The sequence below is a fragment of the Streptomyces sp. NPDC051214 genome (assembly GCF_040682375.1).
GTDB lineage: Bacteria > Actinomycetota > Actinomycetes > Streptomycetales > Streptomycetaceae > Streptomyces.
The window spans coordinates 476,284-497,124 of the sequence record NZ_JBFBAT010000005.1 but is presented as its reverse complement, the minus strand read 5'-3'; the positions used below and the strand labels follow the sequence as shown (position 1 = coordinate 497,124).

The 20,841-nt window shown below is 69.6% G+C and carries 21 protein-coding genes; 8 read left to right on the top strand and 13 right to left on the bottom strand.

Going from position 1 to position 20,841, the window contains the following annotated elements; translation table 11 throughout:
* The first annotated feature begins 21 nt into the window (after positions 1–21).
* Positions 22–1,074, top strand: a complete 1,053-nt coding sequence (locus tag AB0M70_RS16220) for an LLM class flavin-dependent oxidoreductase (RefSeq protein ID WP_365820587.1) — start codon at positions 22–24, stop codon at positions 1,072–1,074.
* Between the two features lie 70 nt (positions 1,075–1,144).
* Here AB0M70_RS16220 and AB0M70_RS16215 read toward each other — a convergent pair whose 3' ends face one another.
* The gene (locus AB0M70_RS16215) at positions 1,145–1,537 is read right to left on the bottom strand and encodes an SCO5389 family protein (RefSeq protein ID WP_361049961.1); all 393 of its coding nucleotides are present in this window, start codon (positions 1,535–1,537) and stop codon (positions 1,145–1,147) included.
* Positions 1,538–1,749: 212 nt separating this feature from the next.
* On the opposite strand from AB0M70_RS16215, the gene nucS reads away from it, so the two are divergent.
* Positions 1,750–2,421 (top strand): endonuclease NucS, encoded by a 672-nt coding sequence (gene nucS / locus AB0M70_RS16210; protein WP_363209304.1) that lies wholly within the window; start codon positions 1,750–1,752, stop codon positions 2,419–2,421.
* A 94-nt stretch (positions 2,422–2,515) separates the two neighbouring features.
* Here the strand turns inward: nucS and AB0M70_RS16205 are convergent, their stop codons facing one another.
* The 4 genes from AB0M70_RS16205 to AB0M70_RS16190 all read right to left on the bottom strand — a co-directional run bounded on the left by AB0M70_RS16205 (position 2,516) and on the right by AB0M70_RS16190 (position 7,326).
* The gene (locus tag AB0M70_RS16205; RefSeq protein ID WP_365820584.1) at positions 2,516–4,987 is read right to left on the bottom strand and encodes an ATP-binding protein; all 2,472 of its coding nucleotides are present in this window, start codon (positions 4,985–4,987) and stop codon (positions 2,516–2,518) included.
* A gap of 214 nt (positions 4,988–5,201) precedes the next feature.
* Positions 5,202–5,525 carry an STAS domain-containing protein gene (locus AB0M70_RS16200; protein WP_160507247.1) on the bottom strand — a complete coding sequence of 108 codons (324 nt, stop codon included), beginning with the start codon at positions 5,523–5,525 and terminating at the stop codon, positions 5,202–5,204.
* 163 nt (positions 5,526–5,688) lie between these two features.
* Positions 5,689–6,537, bottom strand: a complete 849-nt coding sequence (locus AB0M70_RS16195; RefSeq protein ID WP_365820582.1) for a 3-hydroxyacyl-CoA dehydrogenase family protein — start codon at positions 6,535–6,537, stop codon at positions 5,689–5,691.
* A gap of 147 nt (positions 6,538–6,684) precedes the next feature.
* Positions 6,685–7,326, bottom strand: a complete 642-nt coding sequence (locus AB0M70_RS16190; protein WP_365820580.1) for a TetR/AcrR family transcriptional regulator — start codon at positions 7,324–7,326, stop codon at positions 6,685–6,687.
* Between the two features lie 101 nt (positions 7,327–7,427).
* Between AB0M70_RS16190 and AB0M70_RS16185 the strand changes: the two genes are divergently transcribed.
* Genes AB0M70_RS16185 through AB0M70_RS16175 form a run of 3 tightly spaced genes read left to right on the top strand, consistent with a single transcriptional unit; the run spans position 7,428 to position 9,576 of the window.
* Positions 7,428–8,210, top strand: a complete 783-nt coding sequence (locus AB0M70_RS16185; protein ID WP_365820578.1) for an ATP-binding cassette domain-containing protein — start codon at positions 7,428–7,430, stop codon at positions 8,208–8,210.
* Positions 8,211–8,234: 24 nt separating this feature from the next.
* Positions 8,235–8,990 (top strand): ABC transporter permease, encoded by a 756-nt coding sequence (locus tag AB0M70_RS16180; RefSeq protein ID WP_363209299.1) that lies wholly within the window; start codon positions 8,235–8,237, stop codon positions 8,988–8,990.
* Positions 8,991–9,003: 13 nt separating this feature from the next.
* Positions 9,004–9,576 carry a cob(I)yrinic acid a,c-diamide adenosyltransferase gene (locus AB0M70_RS16175; protein ID WP_365820576.1) on the top strand — a complete coding sequence of 191 codons (573 nt, stop codon included), beginning with the start codon at positions 9,004–9,006 and terminating at the stop codon, positions 9,574–9,576.
* On the opposite strand, the gene AB0M70_RS16170 is transcribed toward AB0M70_RS16175, so the two are convergent.
* The gene (locus AB0M70_RS16170) at positions 9,573–10,151 is read right to left on the bottom strand and encodes a hypothetical protein (protein ID WP_365820574.1); all 579 of its coding nucleotides are present in this window, start codon (positions 10,149–10,151) and stop codon (positions 9,573–9,575) included. The genes AB0M70_RS16175 and AB0M70_RS16170 overlap by 4 nt on opposite strands.
* Before the next feature lie 153 nt (positions 10,152–10,304).
* On the opposite strand from AB0M70_RS16170, the gene AB0M70_RS16165 reads away from it, so the two are divergent.
* The 3 genes from AB0M70_RS16165 to AB0M70_RS16155 all read left to right on the top strand — a co-directional run bounded on the left by AB0M70_RS16165 (position 10,305) and on the right by AB0M70_RS16155 (position 14,176).
* On the top strand, positions 10,305–11,495 hold the full coding sequence (locus AB0M70_RS16165; RefSeq protein ID WP_365820572.1) for a histidine kinase: 1,191 nt from the start codon (positions 10,305–10,307) through the stop codon (positions 11,493–11,495).
* Positions 11,492–12,148, top strand: coding sequence for a response regulator transcription factor (locus AB0M70_RS16160; RefSeq protein WP_363209295.1), 657 nt, complete (start codon positions 11,492–11,494; stop codon positions 12,146–12,148). Before AB0M70_RS16165 ends, AB0M70_RS16160 begins: the two co-directional genes overlap by 4 nt.
* Before the next feature lie 192 nt (positions 12,149–12,340).
* Positions 12,341–14,176, top strand: a complete 1,836-nt coding sequence (locus AB0M70_RS16155; RefSeq protein WP_365820570.1) for a glycoside hydrolase family 18 chitinase — start codon at positions 12,341–12,343, stop codon at positions 14,174–14,176.
* An 88-nt stretch (positions 14,177–14,264) separates the two neighbouring features.
* Here AB0M70_RS16155 and AB0M70_RS16150 read toward each other — a convergent pair whose 3' ends face one another.
* The 7 genes from AB0M70_RS16150 to AB0M70_RS16120 form a co-directional block, all read right to left on the bottom strand.
* A complete protein-coding gene (locus AB0M70_RS16150; RefSeq protein WP_361833629.1) occupies positions 14,265–14,714 on the bottom strand; it encodes a DUF2550 domain-containing protein in 450 nt (149 codons plus the stop codon).
* Between the two features lie 130 nt (positions 14,715–14,844).
* Complete coding sequence (locus tag AB0M70_RS16145) at positions 14,845–15,219, bottom strand: F0F1 ATP synthase subunit epsilon (RefSeq protein WP_160507238.1); 375 nt, start codon at positions 15,217–15,219, stop codon at positions 14,845–14,847.
* 109 nt (positions 15,220–15,328) lie between these two features.
* On the bottom strand, positions 15,329–16,771 hold the full coding sequence (gene atpD / locus AB0M70_RS16140) for a F0F1 ATP synthase subunit beta (RefSeq protein WP_363209294.1): 1,443 nt from the start codon (positions 16,769–16,771) through the stop codon (positions 15,329–15,331).
* Positions 16,771–17,688, bottom strand: a complete 918-nt coding sequence (locus AB0M70_RS16135) for a F0F1 ATP synthase subunit gamma (RefSeq protein ID WP_365820567.1) — start codon at positions 17,686–17,688, stop codon at positions 16,771–16,773. Before AB0M70_RS16135 ends, atpD begins: the two co-directional genes overlap by 1 nt.
* Positions 17,689–17,708: 20 nt before the next feature.
* Positions 17,709–19,307 carry a F0F1 ATP synthase subunit alpha gene (gene atpA, locus AB0M70_RS16130; protein WP_363209292.1) on the bottom strand — a complete coding sequence of 533 codons (1,599 nt, stop codon included), beginning with the start codon at positions 19,305–19,307 and terminating at the stop codon, positions 17,709–17,711.
* Between the two features lie 127 nt (positions 19,308–19,434).
* The gene (locus tag AB0M70_RS16125; RefSeq protein WP_365820565.1) at positions 19,435–20,256 is read right to left on the bottom strand and encodes a F0F1 ATP synthase subunit delta; all 822 of its coding nucleotides are present in this window, start codon (positions 20,254–20,256) and stop codon (positions 19,435–19,437) included.
* Positions 20,253–20,807 carry a F0F1 ATP synthase subunit B gene (locus AB0M70_RS16120; RefSeq protein WP_365820563.1) on the bottom strand — a complete coding sequence of 185 codons (555 nt, stop codon included), beginning with the start codon at positions 20,805–20,807 and terminating at the stop codon, positions 20,253–20,255. Before AB0M70_RS16120 ends, AB0M70_RS16125 begins: the two co-directional genes overlap by 4 nt.
* Between the last annotated feature and the right edge of the window lie 34 nt (positions 20,808–20,841).

Below are 20,841 nucleotides of genomic sequence, written 5' to 3'. Positions count from 1 at the left end.
CGCCAAGGAGGCAGGAGTGCGATGCGTGTAGGTAGTTTTGTTCTGGCCGCCCAGTTCCCCGGACAGGGGCAGGGGGAGGCGCTGCACCGTGCGGTGCGGTCCGCCGAGGTGGCCGAGGAGGCGGGCCTGGACTCGGTCTGGCTCGCCGAGCACCACTTCGTGCCGTACGGCACGTGTCCGTCCGCCGTGACCCTGGCCGCGCTCCTTCTCGGGCGTACGCGGCACATCCGGGTCGGCACCGCCGTGAGCGTCCTGCCGACGGTTCATCCCGTCGCCCTGGGCGAGCAGGCGGCCCTGCTGCACCTGACGTCCGGCGGGCGCTTCTCGCTGGGCGTGGGACGCGGCGGGCCATGGGTGGACCTGGAGGTCTTCGGGTCCGGCCTCGAGGCGTACGAGAAGGGCTTCCCGGAGTCGCTCGACCTGCTGTTGCGGTGGCTGACCGAGCCCCGGGTCGCGAGCGACGCGGACCGGTTCCCGTTCCGCGAGGTCGCCGTGGTGCCACGGCCCCAGGAGGCGCTGAGCGGCGCGGGCGGGGATGCCGGGGAGCCGCCCGAGGGACCCGAGGTGATCGTCGCCTGCACCTCGCCGGCCAGCGTGCGGCTCGCGGCGGAACGCGGTCTGCCGATGCTGCTCGGCATGCACGTCGGGGACGAGGAGAAGGCCGAAATGGTGGCGTTGTGGCAGAGGTACGCGCGCGCCGCGGGGCGCACGCCGGAGGAGGTCCTGCGGGCCGCGCACGTCTCGGCCGGGGTCGCGCAGATCGCGGACCGGCGCCTTGACGCGGCGGAGACGCTGCAGAAGGCGATGCCGGGGTGGCTCAAGCAGGGGCTCGACGCGCACGTCACGGTCGACGGCCGGGCACGGGCCATGCGGGACCCGCTCGCGTACACGGAGCTGCTCTGCGGGCTGCATCCGGTGGGGACCCCGCAGCTGTGCGCGGACCGGATCGCGGCGACCTCGGAGCGCACGGGGATCACCCGCTTCGCGCTGCTGGTCGAGGGCTCGGGCGATCTGGCGACGACGGAGGAGAACGTCCGCAGGCTGGGGGCCGAAGTGTTGCCCCAGCTCGGCTGAGCCGCCGAGGCGGGGAGCTGCCGCTCCTGTACCAGAACACCTCCCGCGTACGGAGCGGCAGCAAAAGGCCTCAGCAGTCCCGCAGTTCGGGGGACTGGTTGAGCAGCTGGCCCCGGATCGAGGTGAACCGGGCGAGCCTGTCGTCCACGGATGCATCCAACGGGAACACCGCCACACGGTGGCAGTTCTGGAATGCGAGACGCACTCCGAAGTGGCGCTGCAGAGCACCGCGAATCGCGTCACTCGCCAGCGCCCGCAGGAGCTGTCCGCGTGCCTGCTCACTCGGCGGCGGCGTCTGGTTGTCGGCGAACTCGCCGCCGTCAACCTTCAGCTGGGCCACCAGGGAGCTGATCATCTCCCATGCGTAAGGCAGGGAGGTCCGGACGCAGTCGACGAATTCCGCTTCATCGACCTCGCCTCGCTCGGCCTGTTCCAACAGTGCCGGTGAGACGTCGAGCGACATGGGTTCTCCTCTCGCACCCCCGGGGAGCGGGGGCTTCCGGACAGGGCAGGAGCCCGTGCACGCAGCGTGCATGCACGGCGACCTCCTGCTTATACGGTAAGCACCGGACCCGCGCTGCACCAGGAGATTGGGAACATAACCGGCCAGGATCGAACAGGGCCATCGCCGGAGGAATCGCGCGGACCACCTGGGGTCGAGTAGCGTTGCGCCCCATGCGTCTCGTCATTGCCCGATGCTCCGTGGATTACGCGGGCAGGCTCACAGCCCATCTCCCGTCGGCCCCCCGCCTGATCCTTGTGAAGGCGGACGGCAGTGTCTCGATCCACGCGGACGACCGGGCCTACAAACCTCTCAACTGGATGTCCCCGCCCTGCACCTTGAAGGAGGGGTCGGGGGACGACGCGGGCGTGTGGACCGTCGTGAACAAGGCGGGCGAGAAACTCATCATCACGATGGAAGAGATCCTGCACGACTCCTCGCACGAACTGGGGGTCGATCCCGGCCTCATCAAGGACGGCGTGGAAGCACACCTTCAGGAGTTGCTCGCCGACCGGATCGAGACGCTCGGCGAGGGCTATTCGCTGATCCGGCGCGAGTACATGACGGCGATCGGCCCCGTGGACATCCTCTGCCGCGACGCCGACGGGCAGACCGTCGCCGTCGAGATCAAGCGGCGCGGCGAGATCGACGGCGTCGAGCAACTCACCCGCTACCTGGAGCTGTTGAACCGCGACCCGCACCTGGCTCCCGTCAAGGGCATCTTCGCCGCCCAGGAGATCAAGCCGCAGGCCCGCGTGCTCGCCACGGACCGCGGCATCGGCTGCGCCGTCCTGGACTACAACGCGATGCGCGGCATCGAGGACGACAAGCTGCGGCTGTTCTAGGAGTTCTCGCAGGAGTTCTTGTACGCGAGAGGGGGCCGGGTCCTGGTGGACCCGGCCCCCTCTTCGTACGACTGCGTACGACTGCGTACGCGCGTCAGATCGTCGACGCCGGGCTGCTGCTCGCGGGGCCGCTCGCCGAGTTCGACGTGTCCGGGGACGACGGCGGGTCCGGCGTCGGATCCGTGCTCGGCGGCGGAGTGGTCGGCGGCGGGGTCGTCGGCGGCTTGGTCGTGGGCGGCTTCGTGGTCGGCGGCTTGGTCGTCGGGGGCTTCGTCGTGGGCGGCTTGGTGGTCGGCTTGTCCGTCGGCTTCGTCGTCGGCTTGTCCGAGGTGTCGTCGGACGGCTTGCCGCTGTCGCTCGGCTTGTCCGACGGGCCGTCGCTCTCGCCCGGGGTGCCGTCGTCGGCGGTGCCGGGGATGTTGTCGGGGCCGTCGCTGTCCGGGCGGCTCGTCGAGTCCTTGGCCGGCTTGTCGGCGGTGAGGCCGTCGTCGCCCTGGTCCTCGCTCGCCGACTGCTCGGTCTTGACCTTGTCGGGCGGGTTGTCGTTCCCGTCCGACGTCGCGCCGAGGGTCACCACCGTGCCGAGCACCGCGGCGAGGAGGGCTCCCGCGCCCGCCGCCACGAGGTTGCGCCGGGTGCCGTTGACGATGGAGCGGCGGGTCGGAGCCGGGCTCGCGCCCGCCGCGGGTGCGGCGTTGCGGGTGACCAGGGTCTCGGGCTCCGGAGGCGGTGCGGGCAGCGCGAAGGCCGCCGGTACGCCGCCGGGGGGCGACGCCGACTCGTCGTGGCGCGCGTCGGGCATCTCTTCGCCCGCCGCCGGGCTCGCGCCCGGGATCACGCCGCCCGAGCGGTCGGCGACCAGGGCGAGGGCCCTGCGGCCCGCGATCATGCCCCGCTTGTCGGCGAGCGCGCCGCGCAGGCCGACGGAGGCCTCCAGCTCGACGCGGGCCCGGTCGAGCTGTCCGCCGCAGAGCGCGAGGACGCCGAGCTCATGGTGGAAGTACGCCTCTTCGGCGACCTCACCCGCGGTCCGCGCGGCCTCCTGGCCCGACCGCAGGGCCCGCTCCCAGGCGCCCCAGTCGAGCCCTCCCGCGAAGGCGGGCGCGATCGTACGGGCCAGCAGCACCGCGGCGCTCTCCTCGCCCCCTGCCGGCGCCCCCGACGCGGACTGCCCCGCGACCAGGACGCTCAGGGCGGCGAGCACGGCGTCCGCCTCGGCGACGACCCGCTCCGGGCCGACCGAAGGGTGCCCTGCCCACCAGGCGTAGTGCTGGGCGGCGCCCTGTGCGCGCTCGGCGGCGTCGTCCGCGTATCCGGCGGCCTCCAGCTGTGTGCGCACCCCGGCGGCGAGCCGGTAGTGGGAGCCGACGGGGGTGACGAGCGCGGTGGAGACCAGCTCGGCGAGGGCCGCGTCCGCGTGGGTGTCCCCCACGAGGGCGGGCAGATGCGCCTGGTGGGGCAGTTCCCCGCCGAGCGCGACCGCGAAGCGCAGGGTGCTGCGCGCCGAGGGGCTCAGACGGGAGGCGAGCAGGACCGCGGGCGCCGCGCCGTCGGCGAGCGAGGGCAGCGGCACGTCGTGCCCCTCGGCGTCGAAGGGCGCGTCGACCGGTCCCTCGGCGTAGTAGCCGTACTCGTCGAAGGCGTTCGGGTCGGCGCGCAGCTGGTCGCGCTGGCGCAGCAGGGCGCCCGCCTGGACGAAGCGCAGGGGCAGCCCCTCCGACTCGAACCAGAGGTCGCCCGCCCAGCTCGCCTCGTCGTCCGTCAGGACGCGGCCGACGGCGCGCTCCAGGAGTTCGAGGCCGCGGCTGCGGCCGAGGCCGCCGAGGAAGACCTCTTCGAGGTGCGAGTCGGGCGACGGCGCCGCGACGTCGGGGGTCGCGGAGATCAGGAAGGCGCACTCGGGAGTGGCGTCGAGGAGCTCTTCCAGGGCCGCGGCGCCGAACTCCAGGTCGTCCAGGACGACGACGGCGCCGATGTCGTGGACGAGTTCGAGCAGGAGGGCGCGGTCGGGGCGGTGCAACGGAGCGTTGTAGACCGTGCCGAAGAGGTCCTGGAGCAGGTCCGCGGGCGTCTTGTGGTACCCGGAGAGCCGTACGACGCCGTCCGGCGCGAGGTCCGCGCAGTCCTCGGCGACGGCGTCCAGGAGCGACGTGCGCCCCGAGCCGGCGGGTCCGGTGAGGCGCACCGAGCGCCCGCGTGCGAGCAGGCGCACGAGCCGCTCGCGCTCCTCCTGGCGCTCCAGGAGCGGCAGCCGGGGCAGTGCGGGTCCCGGCGGCACGGGCGGCGCCGAGGCGCGGCGCACCTCGGCGCGCTCGGCCGCGGTGCGCCTGACGGGCCGTGCGGGCAGCTCGCCGGGCGGGCAGGGTTCGATCTCGCTGCCGTCGACGGGGTTCACGGTGAGCAGGAAGTCGCCCGAGACGAGCTGCACGGTGCGGGCGAGCGCGGGCGCGGGCTGCCCGAAGTCGGGTGTCAGAGGATCACGCGGTGGACGCACGGGACGCGCCGAATCGTCGTCGTTGATGCCGTCATGGCCGTACTCTTCCGGTCCCCGGTTCATCGGGTCCATGGTCAAAGCCCCCCAGATGCGTCGTGTACACAGCCCCCTCCGGCCTTGTGCACACTGCGCTGTCGCTTCTGGTCCGGTGCCCCCGCTCGGGCGTCTGTCTCGTCATGACGGTGGGCGACCGAACCCTAGACCTTCGCTCAGTATCTACGAACGGGCGGGGTACCGCGCCGTCCGAGACGTCACAGCTTCGTGAGGATTGTGCGCGAGACGTGCCTCACACACGGGGAAGTGATTCGACCCCGATGCCGCCTTCGATGGCGAGGATTCTGTGCAGCCGGGTCGCCACGAGCAGGCGCTGCATCTGCGGCGGCACACTGCGGAGCACGAGCCGGCGCCCGCACCGTCCCGCGCGCCGGTGCGCGCCCATGATGACGCCGAGTCCCGTGGCGTCCCACGAGTCGAGTTCGGACAGGTCGAGCACCAGGTCACCGGCTCCGTCGTCGACGGCCGAGTGCAGGACCGTTCGGGCGTCCGCCGCGCTGCGTACGTCGAGGCGTCCCCCGACGACCAGCTGGGCCTGGTCGCCCCTGATGTGCATATGCGCTCCCCGAGAGTGCTGAGTTTCGTGTGACGTCTGTTCCGTACGGCGTCTGCGTATGTCACTGCAACTGACTGCCGCATGGGCAAGGAAGTTGCCGTCTGTAAGCGAACCGATACCGAATTCACTCCGAGGGGTGACCCCACAGAGGCGGAGACAGACGTCAGTGCTTGTAGAAGCCCTGCCCGCTCTTGCGTCCGATGTCACCGGCGTCAACCATCCGGCGCATCAGCTCGGGCGGCGCGAACTTCTCGTCCTGGGACTCCGTGTAGATGTTGCTCGTGGCGTGCAGCAGGATGTCGACGCCCGTCAGGTCGGCGGTCGCGAGCGGTCCCATGGCGTGCCCGAAGCCGAGCTTGCACGCGATGTCGATGTCCTCGGCGGTGGCGACGCCCGACTCGTACAGCTTGGCGGCCTCGACGACGAGCGCCGAGATCAGACGGGTCGTCACGAATCCCGCGACGTCGCGGTTCACGACGATGCAGGTCTTGCCGACGGACTCGGCGAACTCACGGGTACGGGCGAGGGTTTCGTCGCTGGTCTTGTAGCCGCGCACCAGTTCGCACAGCTGCATCATCGGCACCGGCGAGAAGAAGTGGGCGCCCACGACGCGCTCCGGACGCTCCGTCACGGCCGCGATCTTCGTGATCGGGATGGCGGAGGTGTTCGACGCGAGCACGGCGTCCGGGCGCACGATCTTGTCGAGCGTACGGAAGATCTCGTGCTTGACCTCGAGCTTCTCGAAGACGGCCTCGACGACGATGTCCGCGTCGGCGACGGCGTCCATGTCGGTGCTCGTCGTGATGCGCCCGAGCGCCGCCTCGGCGTCCTCGGCGGCGAGCTTGCCCTTGCTCACGAACTTGTCGTACGACGCCTTGATCCCGTCGGTGCCACGGGTCAGGGCCTCATCGGTGACGTCCCGCAGGACGACGTCCCAGCCCGCCTGGGCGGAGACCTGTGCGATGCCGGACCCCATGAGTCCGGCTCCGATGACGGCGAGCTTCCGTGCCACTGTTCCGACTCCCCTACCGCTTATCACGCCTGGCTTACACGCTGTTTACGTTTGCCTCTGCGGCGCACGTTAGCGTTCGTGAGCCCGCCTGTGGCAGCAACGAGATGCGCGTCACGTCTCAGATGACGGACATCACACTGGTACGGGTCATTCGGCGTCCCGCACCGCGTAGTTGAGGACCTTCTCGCCGAGCAGGTCCTCTATCTCGTCGAGCAGGACGAGGGCCTCACGGGACACTTCAGCGGGTTTGCGGCACTTGGTCATCTCGTCGCCGATCCACGCCATGAGCGTGGCGTGGACCCATGAGAGCTGACCCGCGATCAGGCCGGGCATGGGGTCGTCGTCGGCGGCCTCCACCTCGTCGGCGAGGGTCTTCTTGAGGTGGTCGAGCGCTTCCTGCTGGATCTCCCAGAGCCGCGAGCGCAGGCCGTGCGCGTCGGTGATGACCTTCATGAAGTCGGCCCAGCCAGTGAAGAGACCGATGGAGGGCGACACGCCCTCCACGTCCGAGCGCAGCTCGCGCAGGACGGCGGCGGCCGCGGACTCCCCCGCGCGACGGCCGCGCACGTAACCGGAGAGCCGGTCGACGACGGCCTCGCCCCGGTCGAGGAAGAGGTCCTCCTTGACCGGGAAGTAGTTGTAGACGGTGTTCACCGAGACGTCCGCGGCCTCCGCGACGTCCGCGACGGTCACCGTGACGAAGCCGTGCTCCAGGAAGAGCCCCGTCGCGATGTCGGAGATCCGCTGCTTCGTCTGCCGCTTCTTGCGCTCCCTGAGTCCTTCAGCCATGACCTCACCCTACGACCACTGGCTAGGGCGACTGAAAACTTGGGCCGTCACAAAACTTGGTGTCATTGCAAAATTGCAGCGACTCTGTTTTTGTGGTCGCCATGGCAATCATCAGCACGGCCGGACTCACCCAGACGTTCCGGACCAAGCGCGGCGCCGTCGAAGCCGTGCGCGGCATCGACCTGACCGTCGCCCCCGGCGAGATCCTCGGCTTCCTCGGACCGAACGGCGCGGGCAAGACGACGACGCTGCGCATGCTCGCCACGCTCCTCGCCCCCACCGGCGGCGCCGCCACCGTCGCGGGCTGCGACCTGGCCCGCGACCCGGCCGCCGTACGGCGCAGGATCGGTTACGTGGCGCAGTCCGGCGGCGTCGACCTGAACATCTCCGTACGCGAGGAACTGGTCACCCAAGGGCGGCTCTATCGCCTGACCAAGCCCCAATCAGCTGCCCGCGCCCGGGAGTTGGCCGCGGACCTGGACCTCACCGACCTCCTCGACCGCAAGTGCGCCACCCTCTCCGGCGGCCAGCGGCGACGCCTCGACATCGCCATGGGGCTCATGCACCGGCCCGAGGTGCTCTTCCTCGACGAACCGACCACGGGGCTCGACCCCGGCAGCAGGGCCGACCTGTGGGCCCTCGTGCGGCGGCTGCGCGACGAACACGGCACCACGGTCGTCCTGACCACGCACTACCTCGACGAGGCCGACGCGCTCTGCGACCGCCTCGTCGTCATCGACAAGGGCGTCGTGGTCGCCGAGGGCACACCGAGCGCGCTCAAGCTCCGCTACGGAGGCTCCATCGACGCCTCGCTCCAGGACACGTTCCTCGCCGTCACCGGGCGCGACCTCACCCCCAAGGACACGGCGCCCGTCGCCGTCTGATCCCCGATAACCCCAGGACCTGACATGTCTGCGTTTCTCTCCGACACCGCGCTGATCTTCGGGCGGTACGCCCGCCAGACCCTGCGCTCCAAGTTCCAGATCCTCTTCGGCGTCCTGATGCCGCTGCTCTACCTGCTCTTCTTCGGCCCGCTCCTGACCGACCTGCCGCTCGGCTCGCGCGGGGACTCCTGGCAGGTGCTCGTGCCGGGCCTGCTGCTCCAACTGGGCCTGTTCGGCGCCTCGTACAGCGGATTCGCGATCATCATCGAGAAGCAGTTCGGTGTCGTGGAGCGGATGCGGGTGACGCCGGTCAGCCGGCTCGCGCTGCTCCTTGGGCGGGTCCTTCGTGATGCCGCGCTCTTCGTCTTCCAGGCGGTGCTCCTGGTCCTTGCGGCCGTGGTCATGGGGTTGCGGGCGCCGCTCGCCGGCATCCTGATCGGCTTCGCCTTCGTTGGGGTCCTGACGGTCGTCCTCGCGTCGCTGTCGTACGCGCTCGCGCTGCTGGTCTCCAAACCGCACGAGTTCGGGCCCGTCATCAACGCGGTCAGCATGCCCTCGATGCTGCTCTCCGGCCTGATGCTGCCGATGGCCCTGGCGCCGGGCTGGCTGGACGTGCTCTCGCACTTCATGCCGTTCCGCTATCTCGTGGACGCGGTGCGGGCCGCCTACGTGGGCGAGTACGCGAGCACGGCAATGCTGTACGGCGTCCTGATGGCGGCGGCGCTCGCGCTCGGGTCCGTGACGGTCGGCACACGTGTCTTCCGGAAGGCGGGCGCGTAACTAGGCTGGCCCCATGGTCAATCTGACGCGCATCTACACCAGGACCGGCGACAAGGGCACGACGGCCCTCGGTGACATGAGCCGGACCGCCAAGACCGATCCGCGGATCTCGGCGTACGCCGACACGAACGAGGCCAACGCCGCGATCGGCACGGCGATCGCCCTCGGTCAGCTCGACGAAGAGGTCGTGAAGGTCCTCGTCCGGGTCCAGAACGACCTCTTCGACGTGGGCGCCGACCTGTCGACGCCGGCCGCCGAGAACCCGGAGTTCCCGCCGCTGCGCGTCGAGCAGTACTACGTCGACAAGCTGGAGGCGGACTGCGACCGCTTCAACGGGGAGCTGGAGAAGCTGCGCAGCTTCATCCTGCCGGGGGGCACGGCGGGGGCCGCGCTGCTGCACCAGGCGTGCACCGTGGTGCGGCGGGCGGAGCGGTCGACGTGGGCGGCGTTCGAGGTCCACGGCAAGGCCATGAACCCCTTGACCGCCACGTATCTGAACCGTCTCTCCGACCTGCTGTTCATCCTGGCCCGTACGGCGAACAAGGCCGTCGGCGATGTGCTGTGGGTGCCGGGCGGCGAGCGTTAGAGCTTGCTGAGGGGGCTCGGGCGGTCGTCCTTGGCGGACTCCACCGGCGGTGACTTCTTCGGGAAGAGCGTGTACGTCGCCGCGATGATCACGTTGATGCCGATCAGCCACACCATCCGCTGCTGCCACCCCCGCAGCGAACCGATGTCGCCGTCACCCTCGACGTACCAGATCGCACCCTGCAGCAGCGCCATGGCGATCAGTCCCGCCAGGATCCAGCGGGCGGCGATCTTCCATTCGTGGATGGCACGCGCGGTGCCGTACTTGGGGGTGGACGGCGGCGGGCCGCCCGCGAAGCGGTGGGCGACTCGGACGTCGACCCACTTGATCGTGTAGTGGCCTAGCGCGATGGAATAGCCGATGTAGACGGCGGCCAGGCCGTGCTTCCAGTCCGGCTCGGCGCCGTTCTTCAGGTCGATCGCGGTGACGACGAAGAGGACGACTTCGAGGACCGGCTCGCAGAGCAGTACGGCGACGCTCGCACGCGGCATCTTCGCCGCGTAGCGCAGGGCAAGGCCCGCGGCCAGCAGCACCCAGAATCCGACCTCACAGATGATGATCAGCGTGACGATCACGGTTCGCTCCTCTCGGTCACCTTTCCAGGCTCCCGGCGGACCGGCCGCGGATCATCGTCAGCAGTGACGAAGCGGGACTGCATCCTTCGATGTAGCGCGCGGTTCCTCCCTCAGGATCAGGCATGGCCGCCGCGTGCCGTGTTGGATGGACGCATGGCCTTGTCCCTCCCCCGCCCGCACCGCGTCGACGTACAGATCGCCGTGGGCAGCGTGCTCGCCGGGCTCGCCCTGTGGGGGCTCGGGCTGCCCATGCAGACGGACCGGCTGCTCGGCCTCAACTGGTCGCTCGTCCCGCTCCTCGTCCTGGGCGGGGCCGAGCTGCTGCGCCAGAGCATGCCGCGGACCGCCCTGATCATCGCCACGCTCGCGCTGACCTTCGACCAGTTCACGGCGGGCAACCTGGCGTCGGTCCTGATGTTCACGGACATCATGTACGCGGCCGTCGTGTACGGGACACCGGCCTCGGCCCGCCGCATCCCGCTCACCACGGGCGCGATCACGGTGGTCCTCACGGTCGGCCTGCTCGCGTGGTGGCAGGAGCCGGAAGCGGTGCTCATCGGCGTGGCGACCGGCATCGTCTCGTTCGGTCCCGCGGCCACCGGCGTCCTGGTGCGCAACCACCGTGAGGCCACCGCCGCGGCCAAGCTGCGGGCCGAACAGACCGCGCTGCTCGCCGAGATGGACCGCGTACAGGCCGTCACCGCCGAACGCGCCCGGATGGCCCGCGAGCTGCACGACATGGTCGCCAACCACCTCTCGGCGATCGCCATCCACTCCACGGCCGCGCTCTCCCTGGACGATGAGAGGACCACCCGCGACGCCCTCGCCGTCATCCGCGAGAACAGCGTCGAGGGGCTCGCCGAGATGCGCCGCCTCATCGGCATCCTGCGGGACGCCGGCGAGGACCTGGAGCCGACGGCCGCGCCCACCCTGGACGGCCTCGGCTCCCTGATCGCGGGCGCCCGCACCAATGGTCTGGACGTCACCCTCGACGACGGTCGCGAGCCGGAGGGCCCGAAGCTTCCCGCACCCGTCGAGCTCGCCGCGTACCGCATCGTCCAGGAATCCCTGACCAACGCCCTCAAGCACGCGTCGCCCGGCCTGGTCACGGTGACGCTCACCCAGGGCCCCCGCTCCCTCGACGTCCACGTGACCAGCCCTTACGGCTCCCCCGCCGGACCCCGCGCCCCCGGCTCCGGAGCCGGCCTCGTCGGCATGCGCGAACGCACCGAACTGCTCGGCGGCGCCTTCGAGTCGGGCCCCGTCGCCACCGCGGACGGCAAGGTCTGGGACGTCAGCGCCACCCTTCCCGTCGACCCCGCAGACCAAGGAGCCACCCCATGATCCGAGTGCTCGTCGCCGAGGACCAGTCCGCCGTACGGGCGGGGCTCGTCCTGATCCTGCGCAGCGCGCCGGACATCGAGGTGGTCGGTGAGGCATCGGACGGCGAGGAGGCGGTGGCGCTCGCCCGTGAACTGAGGCCCGACCTCGTGCTCATGGACATCCAGATGCCCCGCCTCGACGGCGTCTCGGCGACCCGTCAGGTCGTGGCCGACGGTCTCGCGGACGTCCTCGTCCTGACCACCTTCGACCTCGACGAGTACGTCTTCGGCGCGCTGCGTGCGGGCGCCTCCGGCTTCCTCCTGAAGAACACCGAGGCCAAGGACCTCCTGGAGGCAGTCCGCGCGGTCGGCCGCGGCGAAGGGCTGATCGCCCCGGCCGTCACCCGGCGGCTGATCGCCGAGTTCGCCGCCCCGAAGAACGCGAGGCCCGCGCGCCGGGAGAACGGACCCGATCCCGCCATCCTCGACACCCTCACCCGCCGCGAGCGCGAGGTGCTCGCCCGCCTCGGCGAAGGGCTGTCGAACGCGGAGATCGCGGGCCGTCTGGACATGGCGGAGGCGACGGTGAAGACGCACGTCAGCCGACTGCTCGCCAAGCTGGAGCTGCGCAGCAGGGTCCAAGCCGCCGTGCTCGCGCAGGAGTTGGGTGTATGAGCCCGGCTCCGGCGCCTGTGACCGGCGCGATCCGGCCAATGGTTCAGACCTCTTGACCGCTGGTCCAGACCTTTCTATTCTCACCGCACTGCGGTGAGCACTCCCCCCACGTGTTCCACGTGCTCACGGGCGGCGCAGGGATCCACCCCCTATGACCCCCGGATCTCACCCGAGGAGCACACCTTGCGCACCTTGCGCTTCAGACACAGAGCCGTGGCAGGCCTCACCACCCTGCTGCTCCCGCTCGCCACCCTGGTCGCACTCGGCGGTCCCGCCGAAGCCGCGCCGGATGCCGCCCCCGCGGCCACCGCCACGTACGCCAAGACCCAGGACTGGGGCAGCGGCTTCGAGGGCAAGTGGACCGTCAAGAACACCGGAACCACCACCATCAGCTCCTGGAACGTCGAGTGGGACTTCCCCTCCGGCACGAAGGTGACGTCCGCCTGGGACGCCACCGTCACCAACTCCGGCAACCACTGGACCGCCAAGAACCTCGGCTGGAACGGGACGCTCACCCCCGGCGCCTCCGTCTCCTTCGGGTTCAACGGCTCGGGCCCCGGCGCCCCCTCCAACTGCCGGATAAACGGCGGCAGTTGTGACGGCGGCAGCGTCCCCGGCGACGAGGCGCCCTCGGCACCCGGCACCCCCACCGCGTCCGACATCACCGACACCTCGGTGAAGCTCGCCTGGAAGGCGGCCACCGACGACAAGGGCGTCAAGAACTACGACGTCCTGCGCGACGGCTCCAAAGTCGCCACGGTGACCGGCACCTCGTACGCCGACAGCGGCCTCAGCAAGGGCACCGACTACTCGTACACGGTGCAGGCCCGCGACACCGCCGACCAGACGGGACCGGCCTCCGGCGCCGTCAAGGTGCGTACGACGGGCACCACCGACCCGGGCCCCGGCCCCGGTGACAAGGTCAAGCTCGGCTACTTCACCCAGTGGGGCGTCTACGGCCGCAACTACCACGTGAAGAACATCGACACCTCGGCCTCCGCCTCCAAGATCACGCACATCAACTACGCCTTCGGCAACGTCCAGGGCGGCAAGTGCACGATCGGCGACGCGTACGCCGACTACGACAAGGCCTACACCGCCGACCAGTCCGTCGACGGCAAGGCCGACACCTGGGACCAGCCCCTGCGCGGCAACTTCAACCAGCTGCGCAAGCTCAAGGCCAAGCACCCGAACCTCAAGGTCCTGTGGTCCTTCGGCGGCTGGACCTGGTCCGGCGGCTTCACCGACGCCATGAAGAACCCGGCGGCCTTCGCCAAGTCCTGCCACGACCTCGTCGAGGACCCGCGCTGGGCCGACGTCTTCGACGGCATCGACCTGGACTGGGAGTACCCCAACGCCTGCGGCCTGACCTGTGACACCAGCGGTCCCGCCTCGATGAAGAACATGATGCAGGCGTTCCGCAACGAGTTCGGCAAGGACGCCCTCGTCACCGCCGCCATCACCGCCGACGGCTCCAGCGGCGGCAAGATCGACGCGGCCGACTACGGCGGCGCCTCGCAGTACGCCGACTGGTTCAACGTCATGACGTACGACTTCTTCGGCGCCTGGGCGGCCAAGGGCCCGACGGCCCCGCACTCCCCGCTCACCTCCTACCCCGGCATCCCGCAGGACGGCTTCAACTCCGCCGACGCGATCTCGAAGCTGAAGGCGAAGGGCGTCCCCGCCGCGAAGCTCCTGCTCGGCATCGGCTTCTACGGCCGCGGCTGGACCGGCGTCACACAGAAGGAGCCCGGCGGCACGGCGACGGGCGCCGCGCAGGGCACGTACGAAGCGGGCATCGAGGACTACAAGGTCCTGAAGAACTCCTGCCCCGCCAACGGCACCATCGCCGGCACGGCCTACGCCCACTGCGGCAACAACTGGTGGTCGTACGACACCCCGGCGACGGTCAAGAGCAAGATGGCCTGGTCGAAGCAGCAGGGCCTGGGAGGCGCGTTCTTCTGGGAGTTCAGTGGTGACACCACCAACGGTGAGTTGGTGAGCGCCATCAACGACGGTCTGAAGTAGCCCGTCCCGCACAGACGAAGCCGGGGAGAACAGGTACGCCCCCTGTTCTCCCCGGCTTCTTCATGCCTGCGGGCGAGGCTACACATAGCTACGCCACGTTGACCCGTTGCCCAGGAGGCGCCGCCTCCAGCCACGCCAAGAACCCCGTCAGCGCGTCCTCGCCCATCGCCAGCTCGAGACGGACGCCGCGGTGCAGACAGCCGAGGACGATCGCGTCGGAGAGCAGCGCGAGCTCCTCCTCGCCGTCCGGGGCGCGACGGTCGACGACCTCGATGGCCGAGCGCTCCAGGGTCCGCCGGGGACGGGGAGCGTACGAGAAGACCCGGTACCACTCGATCCGGTCGCCGTTGTAGCGGGCGACCCCGTACCCCCAGCCCTTGCCGGAGGTGTCGCCCTTCTCCGGGGCGTTCCAGCGCAGGCTGCAGTCGAAGGTGCCGCCCGAGCGCTGGATGAGCCGGCGCCGCAGCCCGAAGACGAAGAGCCCCACCAACACCAGCACGACCAACACGAGTCCGCACACGAGCAGAGTGAGGATCATCGGCACCGACCTCCTCGCCTCTACGTAACGGACCAACAGAATTGCACCCGCATTGCCTCAGCCGCGACCCGGTCCGGATTGCTCCGGACCTGGCCGCGGCTGAGTCACGTCAAACGCCGTCGCGCCCGTTTCAGCGCGACGACACCGCCCGCAGTCGGACGTCCGCGCGACGCTCGGCGGAGGCGTCGGCCTCCGACTTCGCGCGCTCGAGCGCCCGCTCCGCACGCTGGACATCGATCTCGTCCGACAGCTCGACGATCTCAGCAAGCAGCGACAGCTTGTTGTCCGCGAAGGAGATGAATCCTCCGTGGACGGCGGCGACGACCGTGTTGCCGTCACTCGTACGAATGGTCACCGGGCCCGACTCCAGCACACCCAGAAGCGGCTGGTGACCGGGCATGACGCCGATGTCGCCGGACGTGGTGCGCGCGACGACCAGGGTGGCCTCGCCGGACCAGACACTGCGGTCCGCGGCGACCAGCTCGACATGCAGCTCAGCAGCCAAGGGTGGCTCCTCGGGTCACCACCCGGCGGCTTCGCCGGGTGTTGGGTCAAATTCTAGTGGGCGTACCGGGAGGGGCGGGACTCGCCCACCCCTCCCGTGAGTCATGGACTCAGGAGACGCCGAGCTCCTTGGCCTTCGCCTTCAGGTCCTCGATGCCACCGCACATGAAGAACGCCTGCTCGGGGAAGTGGTCGTACTCGCCGTCGATGATCGCGTTGAACGCCGCGATCGACTCGTCGAGCGGCACGTCCGAACCGTCGAGACCGGTGAACTGCTTGGCGGCGTGCGTGTTCTGCGACAGGAAGCGCTCGACGCGGCGGGCACGCTGGACGACCAGCTTGTCCTCCTCGCTGAGCTCGTCGATGCCGAGAATCGCGATGATGTCCTGGAGGTCCTTGTACTTCTGCAGGATTCCCTTGACGCGCATGGCGGCGTCGTAGTGGTCCTGCGCGATGTAGCGGGGGTCCAGGATGCGGGACGTCGAGTCCAGCGGGTCCACCGCCGGGTAGATGCCCTTCTCCGAGATCGGACGCGAAAGCACGGTCGTCGCGTCGAGGTGCGCGAAGGTCGTGGCCGGGGCCGGGTCGGTGAGGTCGTCCGCGGGGACGTAGATCGCCTGCATCGAGGTGATCGAGTGACCACGCGTCGAGGTGATGCGCTCCTGGAGGAGGCCCATCTCGTCGGCCAGGTTCGGCTGGTAGCCCACCGCGGAGGGCATACGGCCGAGCAGGGTCGAGACCTCGGAACCGGCCTGCGTGAAGCGGAAGATGTTGTCGATGAAGAACAGCACGTCCTGCTTCTGCACATCGCGGAAGTACTCCGCCATGGTCAGACCGGCGAGGGCGACGCGCAGACGCGTGCCCGGCGGCTCGTCCATCTGGCCGAAGACCAGGGCGGTCTTGTCCAGAACGCCCGACTCTTCCATCTCGTCGATGAGGTCGTTGCCCTCACGCGTGCGCTCGCCGACACCGGCGAACACGGAAACGCCCTCGTGCAGCTTGGCCACACGCATGATCATTTCCTGGATGAGGACGGTCTTGCCGACGCCCGCTCCACCGAACAGACCGATCTTTCCACCCTTGACGTACGGGGTGAGAAGGTCGACGACCTTCAGGCCGGTCTCGAACATCTCGGTCTTGGACTCGAGCTGGTCGAAGGCCGGGGCCTTGCGGTGGATCGGCCAGCGCTCGGTGACGTCGGCCTCGGCCTCGGGGTGGTTCAGGATCGCGCCGAGGGTGTTGAACACCTTGCCCTTGGTGATGTCACCGACGGGGACGGTGATGCCCGTGCCCGTGTCGGTCACCGCGGCCTGGCGGACCAGACCGTCGGTGGGCTGCATCGAGATGGCGCGGACGATGCCGTCGCCGAGGTGCTGGGCGACCTCGAGCGTCAGCGTCTTCTTCTCGCCGTCCTTGGCCGGGTCGGCCACCTCGACGTGAAGCGCGTTGTAGATGTCCGGCATCGCGTCGACGGGGAACTCCACGTCGACGACCGGGCCGATCACCCGGGCGACGCGGCCCGTGGCAACGGCCGTATCAACAGTGGTCGTCATTACTTGTCACTCCCCGCGGAAGCGTCGGCCAGGGCACTGGAGCCACCGACGATCTCGCTGATTTCCTGGGTGATTTCGGCCTGGCGGGCCGCGTTGGCAGAACGGGTGAGCGCGTTGATCAGGTCACCCGCGTTGTCGGTCGCCGACTTCATCGCGCGGCGCGTGGCGGCGTGCTTGGAAGCAGCCGACTGGAGCAGCGCGTTGTAGATACGGCTCTCGACGTAGCGCGGCAGAAGGGCGTCGAGGACGTCCTCCGCCGACGGCTCGAAGTCGTACAGCGGACGGGCCTCGTCACTCTGGCCCGCCTCCTCCGCGACCTTGTCGAGGCTCAGCGGGAGCAGCCGGGAACCGGTCGCTTCCTGCGTCATCATCGAGATGAACTCGGTGTAGACGATGTGGAGTTCATCCACGCCGCCCTCCGCCGTGTCCGTCTCGATGGCCTCGATCAGGGGTGCGGCGATCTCCTTGGCGTCCGCGTAGGAAGGGGCATCGGTGAAGCCCGTCCACTGCCCGGAGATCTTCCGCTCACGGAAGTTGTAGTGCGCGATGCCACGGCGGCCGACGATGTACGTGTCGACCTCCTTGCCCTCGCCCCGCAACTTCTCCGTGAGCTTCTCCGCACCCTTGATGGCGTTGGAGTTGAAGGCGCCGGCCAGACCGCGGTCGCTCGAGAGGAGCAGGACAGCGGCCCGGGTCGGAGCCTCGGCCTCGGTGGTCAGCGGGTGCTTGTCGTTCGCACCCGTGGCCACCGCGGTGACCGCGCGGGTCAGCTCGGTCGCGTACGGAGTGGAGGCGGTCACCTTGCGCTGTGCCTTGACGACACGCGAGGCGGCGATCATCTCCATCGCCTTGGTGATCTTCTTGGTCGCGGTGACGGATTTGATGCGACGCTTGTAGACCCGGAGCTGGGCTCCCATGAGTCAGGTCCCTTCCGTCGTCACTTGGACGCGTCGACGGCGGCCGGAGCGTCCTCGCCGAGCAGCTTGCCGTCCGAGGTCTCGAACTGCTTCTTGAACTCGGCGACGGCGTCGGCGATGGCCGTGATCGTGTCGTCGGACATCTTGCCGCCCTCCTTGATGGAGGTCATCAGGCCCTGCTCCTTGCGGTGCAGGTACTCGAGCAGCTCACGCTCGAAGCGCCGGATGTCGACGACCGGGACCTCGTCCATGCGGCCCGTGGTGCCGGCCCAGATGGAGATGACCTGGTCCTCGGTGGCCATCGGCTGGTACTGAGCCTGCTTGAGCAGCTCGACCATGCGCTGACCGCGCTCGAGGGAGGCCTTCGACGCGGCGTCCAGGTCGGAACCGAAGGCGGCGAACGCCTCCAGCTCGCGGTACTGGGCGAGGTCCACGCGCAGACGTCCGGAGACCTGGCGGATCGCCTTGTGCTGGGCGGAGCCACCGACACGGGAGACCGAGATACCGACGTTCAGGGCCGGACGCTGACCGGCGTTGAACAGGTCGGACTCCAGGAAGCACTGACCGTCGGTGATGGAGATGACGTTGGTCGGAATGAACGCCGACACGTCATTCGCCTTGGTCTCGACGATCGGGAGACCCGTCATCGAGCCCTTGCCCATCTCGTCCGAGAGCTTCGCGCAGCGCTCGAGAAGACGCGAGTGCAGGTAGAAGACGTCACCCGGGTAGGCCTCGCGCCCCGGCGGGCGGCGGAGCAGCAGGGACACGGCGCGGTAGGCGTCGGCCTGCTTCGAGAGGTCGTCGAAGATGATGAGGACGTGCTTGCCCTCGTACATCCACTGCTGGCCGATGGCCGAACCGGTGTAGGGCGCCAGGTACTTGAAGCCCGCCGGGTCGGACGCCGGGGCGGCGACGATGGTCGTGTACTCAAGCGCGCCGGCCTCTTCGAGGGCACCGCGCACGGAGGCGATGGTGGAGCCCTTCTGACCGACGGCGACGTAGATGCAGCGCACCTGCTTGTTCACGTCGCCCGAGCGCCAGTTGTCGCGCTGGTTGATGATCGTGTCGACGGCCAGGGCGGTCTTGCCCGTCTGGCGGTCGCCGATGATCAGCTGACGCTGGCCACGGCCGATCGGGGTCATCGCGTCGACGGCCTTGTAGCCGGTCTCCATCGGCTCGTGGACCGACTTGCGGTCCATGACCGTGGGGGCCTGCAGCTCGAGGGCGCGGCGGCCGGACGTCTCGATCTCGCCGAGGCCGTCGATCGGGGCGCCGAGCGGGTCGACGACACGGCCGAGGTAGCCCTCGCCGACCGCGACGGACAGGACCTCGCCGGTACGGGTGACCGGCTGGCCCTCTTCGATGCCGCTGAACTCGCCGAGTACGACGGCGCCGATCTCGCGCTCCTCAAGGTTGAGGGCGAGACCGAGGGTGCCGTCCTCGAACTTCAGCAGCTCGTTGGCCATGGCCGAGGGCAGACCCTCGACCTTCGCGATACCGTCACCGGCGACGGTGACCGAACCGACCTCCTCGCGCGAGGCCGCGTCCGGCTTGTACGCCTGGACAAAGTTCTCCAGTGCGTCCCGGATCTCCTCCGGCCGGATCGTGAGCTCCGCCATCTGGGTTCCCTGCTCTCCTTGTTGGGCCCGAAGTTTCACTTTGGGGGTCTGGGGACTCCCCCCAAGTAAGAGGTGAATCCTCTGCACGGCCCAACTAGGGCCGTAATTACAACGTCTTGCGTTACTGCTAGCGCGCCATGCGGCGGTGTGCGTCCTCGAGGCGGTCCGCGATGCTGCCGTTGATGATCTCGTCGCCGACCTGCACCGTGATCCCGCCGAGGACCTCGGGGTCCACGTCGAGGTTCAGGTGCATCTCGCGGCCGTAGACCTTCGCGAGGGCGGCACCGAGGCGCTGCTTCTGCTGGTCCGAGAGCGGCACAGCGGAAGTGACGACGGCGACCATCCGGCTGCGGCGGTCCGCGGCCAGCTTGGAGAGGGACTCGAGTCCCGACTCCAGGCTACGTCCACGGGGCGCGGTCACGAGGCGCTCGACGAGCCGCTCCGTGGCCTCGTCGGCCCGGCCACCGAGCAGGCTGCGCAGCAGCTCGCTCTTGGCGGCACCCGAGGCGGCGCGGTCGGTCAGCGCGGACCGGAGCCCGGTGTTCGAGGAGACGATCCGGCCGAACCGGAACAGCTCGTCCTCGACGTCGTCAAGCGCGCCCGACTTCTGCGCACCGGTCAGCTCGGCGAGGTTGGTGAGCTCCTCGAGGGCGTCCACCAGGTCACGCGACTGCGACCAGCGCGAGCGGACCAGGCCGGCCACCAGGTCGGCGGTCTCGCCGCCCACCTGCCCGCCGAGCAGGCGCCCGGCGAGCTCTGCCTTGGCCTCACCGGACTGCGACGGGTCGGTCAGGACCCGGCGCAGCGACACCTCGCGGTGCAGCAGCGCCGTGACCGAGGCCAGCTCGTCCGCGAGCCGCTTGGCGTCGACCGACGTGTTGTCGGTCAGCGCGTCAAGACGCTCGCGCGCGGCGGCCAGGGCCTCGCGGCTAGCTCCGTGGGCTGTCATCGAGCCGCCTCGGCCTTCTCCTCGAGCTCGTCGAGGAAACGGTCGATGGTGCGGCTCTGCCGGGCGGAGTCCTCGAGGGACTCACCGACGAGCTTGCCGGCCAGGTCGGTGGCCAGCTGGCCCACGTCCTGACGCAGCGACTGCGCGGCGGCCTTGCGGTCGGCGGCGAGCTGCGCGTGACCGGCGGCCACGATCTCCTCGCGCTGACGCTGGCCTTCGGCACGCATCTCAGCGATGAGCTGGGCGCCCTGCTCCTGCGCCTCCTGGCGCAGACGCGCGGCCTCGTGCCGTGCCTCGGCGAGCTGAGCCTTGTACTGCTCGAGCACGCTCTGGGCCTCGGTCTGAGCGGCCTCGGCCTTCTCGATACCGCCTTCGATCGCCTCCCGGCGCTCGTCCAGAACCTTGTTGATGTTCGGGAGGAGCTTCTTCCAGAAGAAGAAGAAGACGATGGCGAAGGCGATGGTGCCGACGAGCAGCTCGGGGCCCGGCGGAATGAGCGGGTTCTGCTCCTCCGCGTGCTCGGCCGCCAGCTGTACCAGGTTGGCGATCACATCATTGCCTTTCGTCGAACGGGGCTAATCGTCT

What these genes read in the sequence shown, in the direction of transcription:
- AB0M70_RS16220 (WP_365820587.1), top strand. Translation starts at nt 22, where the DNA reads ATGCGTGTAGGTAGTTTTGTTCTGGCCGCCCAGTTCCCCGGACAGGGG.
- AB0M70_RS16215 (WP_361049961.1), bottom strand. Translation starts at nt 1,537, where the DNA reads ATGTCGCTCGACGTCTCACCGGCACTGTTGGAACAGGCCGAGCGAGGC.
- nucS (WP_363209304.1), top strand. Translation starts at nt 1,750, where the DNA reads ATGCGTCTCGTCATTGCCCGATGCTCCGTGGATTACGCGGGCAGGCTC.
- AB0M70_RS16205 (WP_365820584.1), bottom strand. Translation starts at nt 4,987, where the DNA reads ATGGACCCGATGAACCGGGGACCGGAAGAGTACGGCCATGACGGCATC.
- AB0M70_RS16200 (WP_160507247.1), bottom strand. Translation starts at nt 5,525, where the DNA reads ATGCACATCAGGGGCGACCAGGCCCAGCTGGTCGTCGGGGGACGCCTC.
- AB0M70_RS16190 (WP_365820580.1), bottom strand. Translation starts at nt 7,326, where the DNA reads ATGGCTGAAGGACTCAGGGAGCGCAAGAAGCGGCAGACGAAGCAGCGG.
- AB0M70_RS16185 (WP_365820578.1), top strand. Translation starts at nt 7,428, where the DNA reads ATGGCAATCATCAGCACGGCCGGACTCACCCAGACGTTCCGGACCAAG.
- AB0M70_RS16180 (WP_363209299.1), top strand. Translation starts at nt 8,235, where the DNA reads ATGTCTGCGTTTCTCTCCGACACCGCGCTGATCTTCGGGCGGTACGCC.
- AB0M70_RS16175 (WP_365820576.1), top strand. Translation starts at nt 9,004, where the DNA reads ATGGTCAATCTGACGCGCATCTACACCAGGACCGGCGACAAGGGCACG.
- AB0M70_RS16165 (WP_365820572.1), top strand. Translation starts at nt 10,305, where the DNA reads ATGGCCTTGTCCCTCCCCCGCCCGCACCGCGTCGACGTACAGATCGCC.
- AB0M70_RS16160 (WP_363209295.1), top strand. Translation starts at nt 11,492, where the DNA reads ATGATCCGAGTGCTCGTCGCCGAGGACCAGTCCGCCGTACGGGCGGGG.
- AB0M70_RS16150 (WP_361833629.1), bottom strand. Translation starts at nt 14,714, where the DNA reads ATGATCCTCACTCTGCTCGTGTGCGGACTCGTGTTGGTCGTGCTGGTG.
- atpD (WP_363209294.1), bottom strand. Translation starts at nt 16,771, where the DNA reads ATGACGACCACTGTTGATACGGCCGTTGCCACGGGCCGCGTCGCCCGG.
- AB0M70_RS16135 (WP_365820567.1), bottom strand. Translation starts at nt 17,688, where the DNA reads ATGGGAGCCCAGCTCCGGGTCTACAAGCGTCGCATCAAATCCGTCACC.
- atpA (WP_363209292.1), bottom strand. Translation starts at nt 19,307, where the DNA reads ATGGCGGAGCTCACGATCCGGCCGGAGGAGATCCGGGACGCACTGGAG.
- AB0M70_RS16125 (WP_365820565.1), bottom strand. Translation starts at nt 20,256, where the DNA reads ATGACAGCCCACGGAGCTAGCCGCGAGGCCCTGGCCGCCGCGCGCGAG.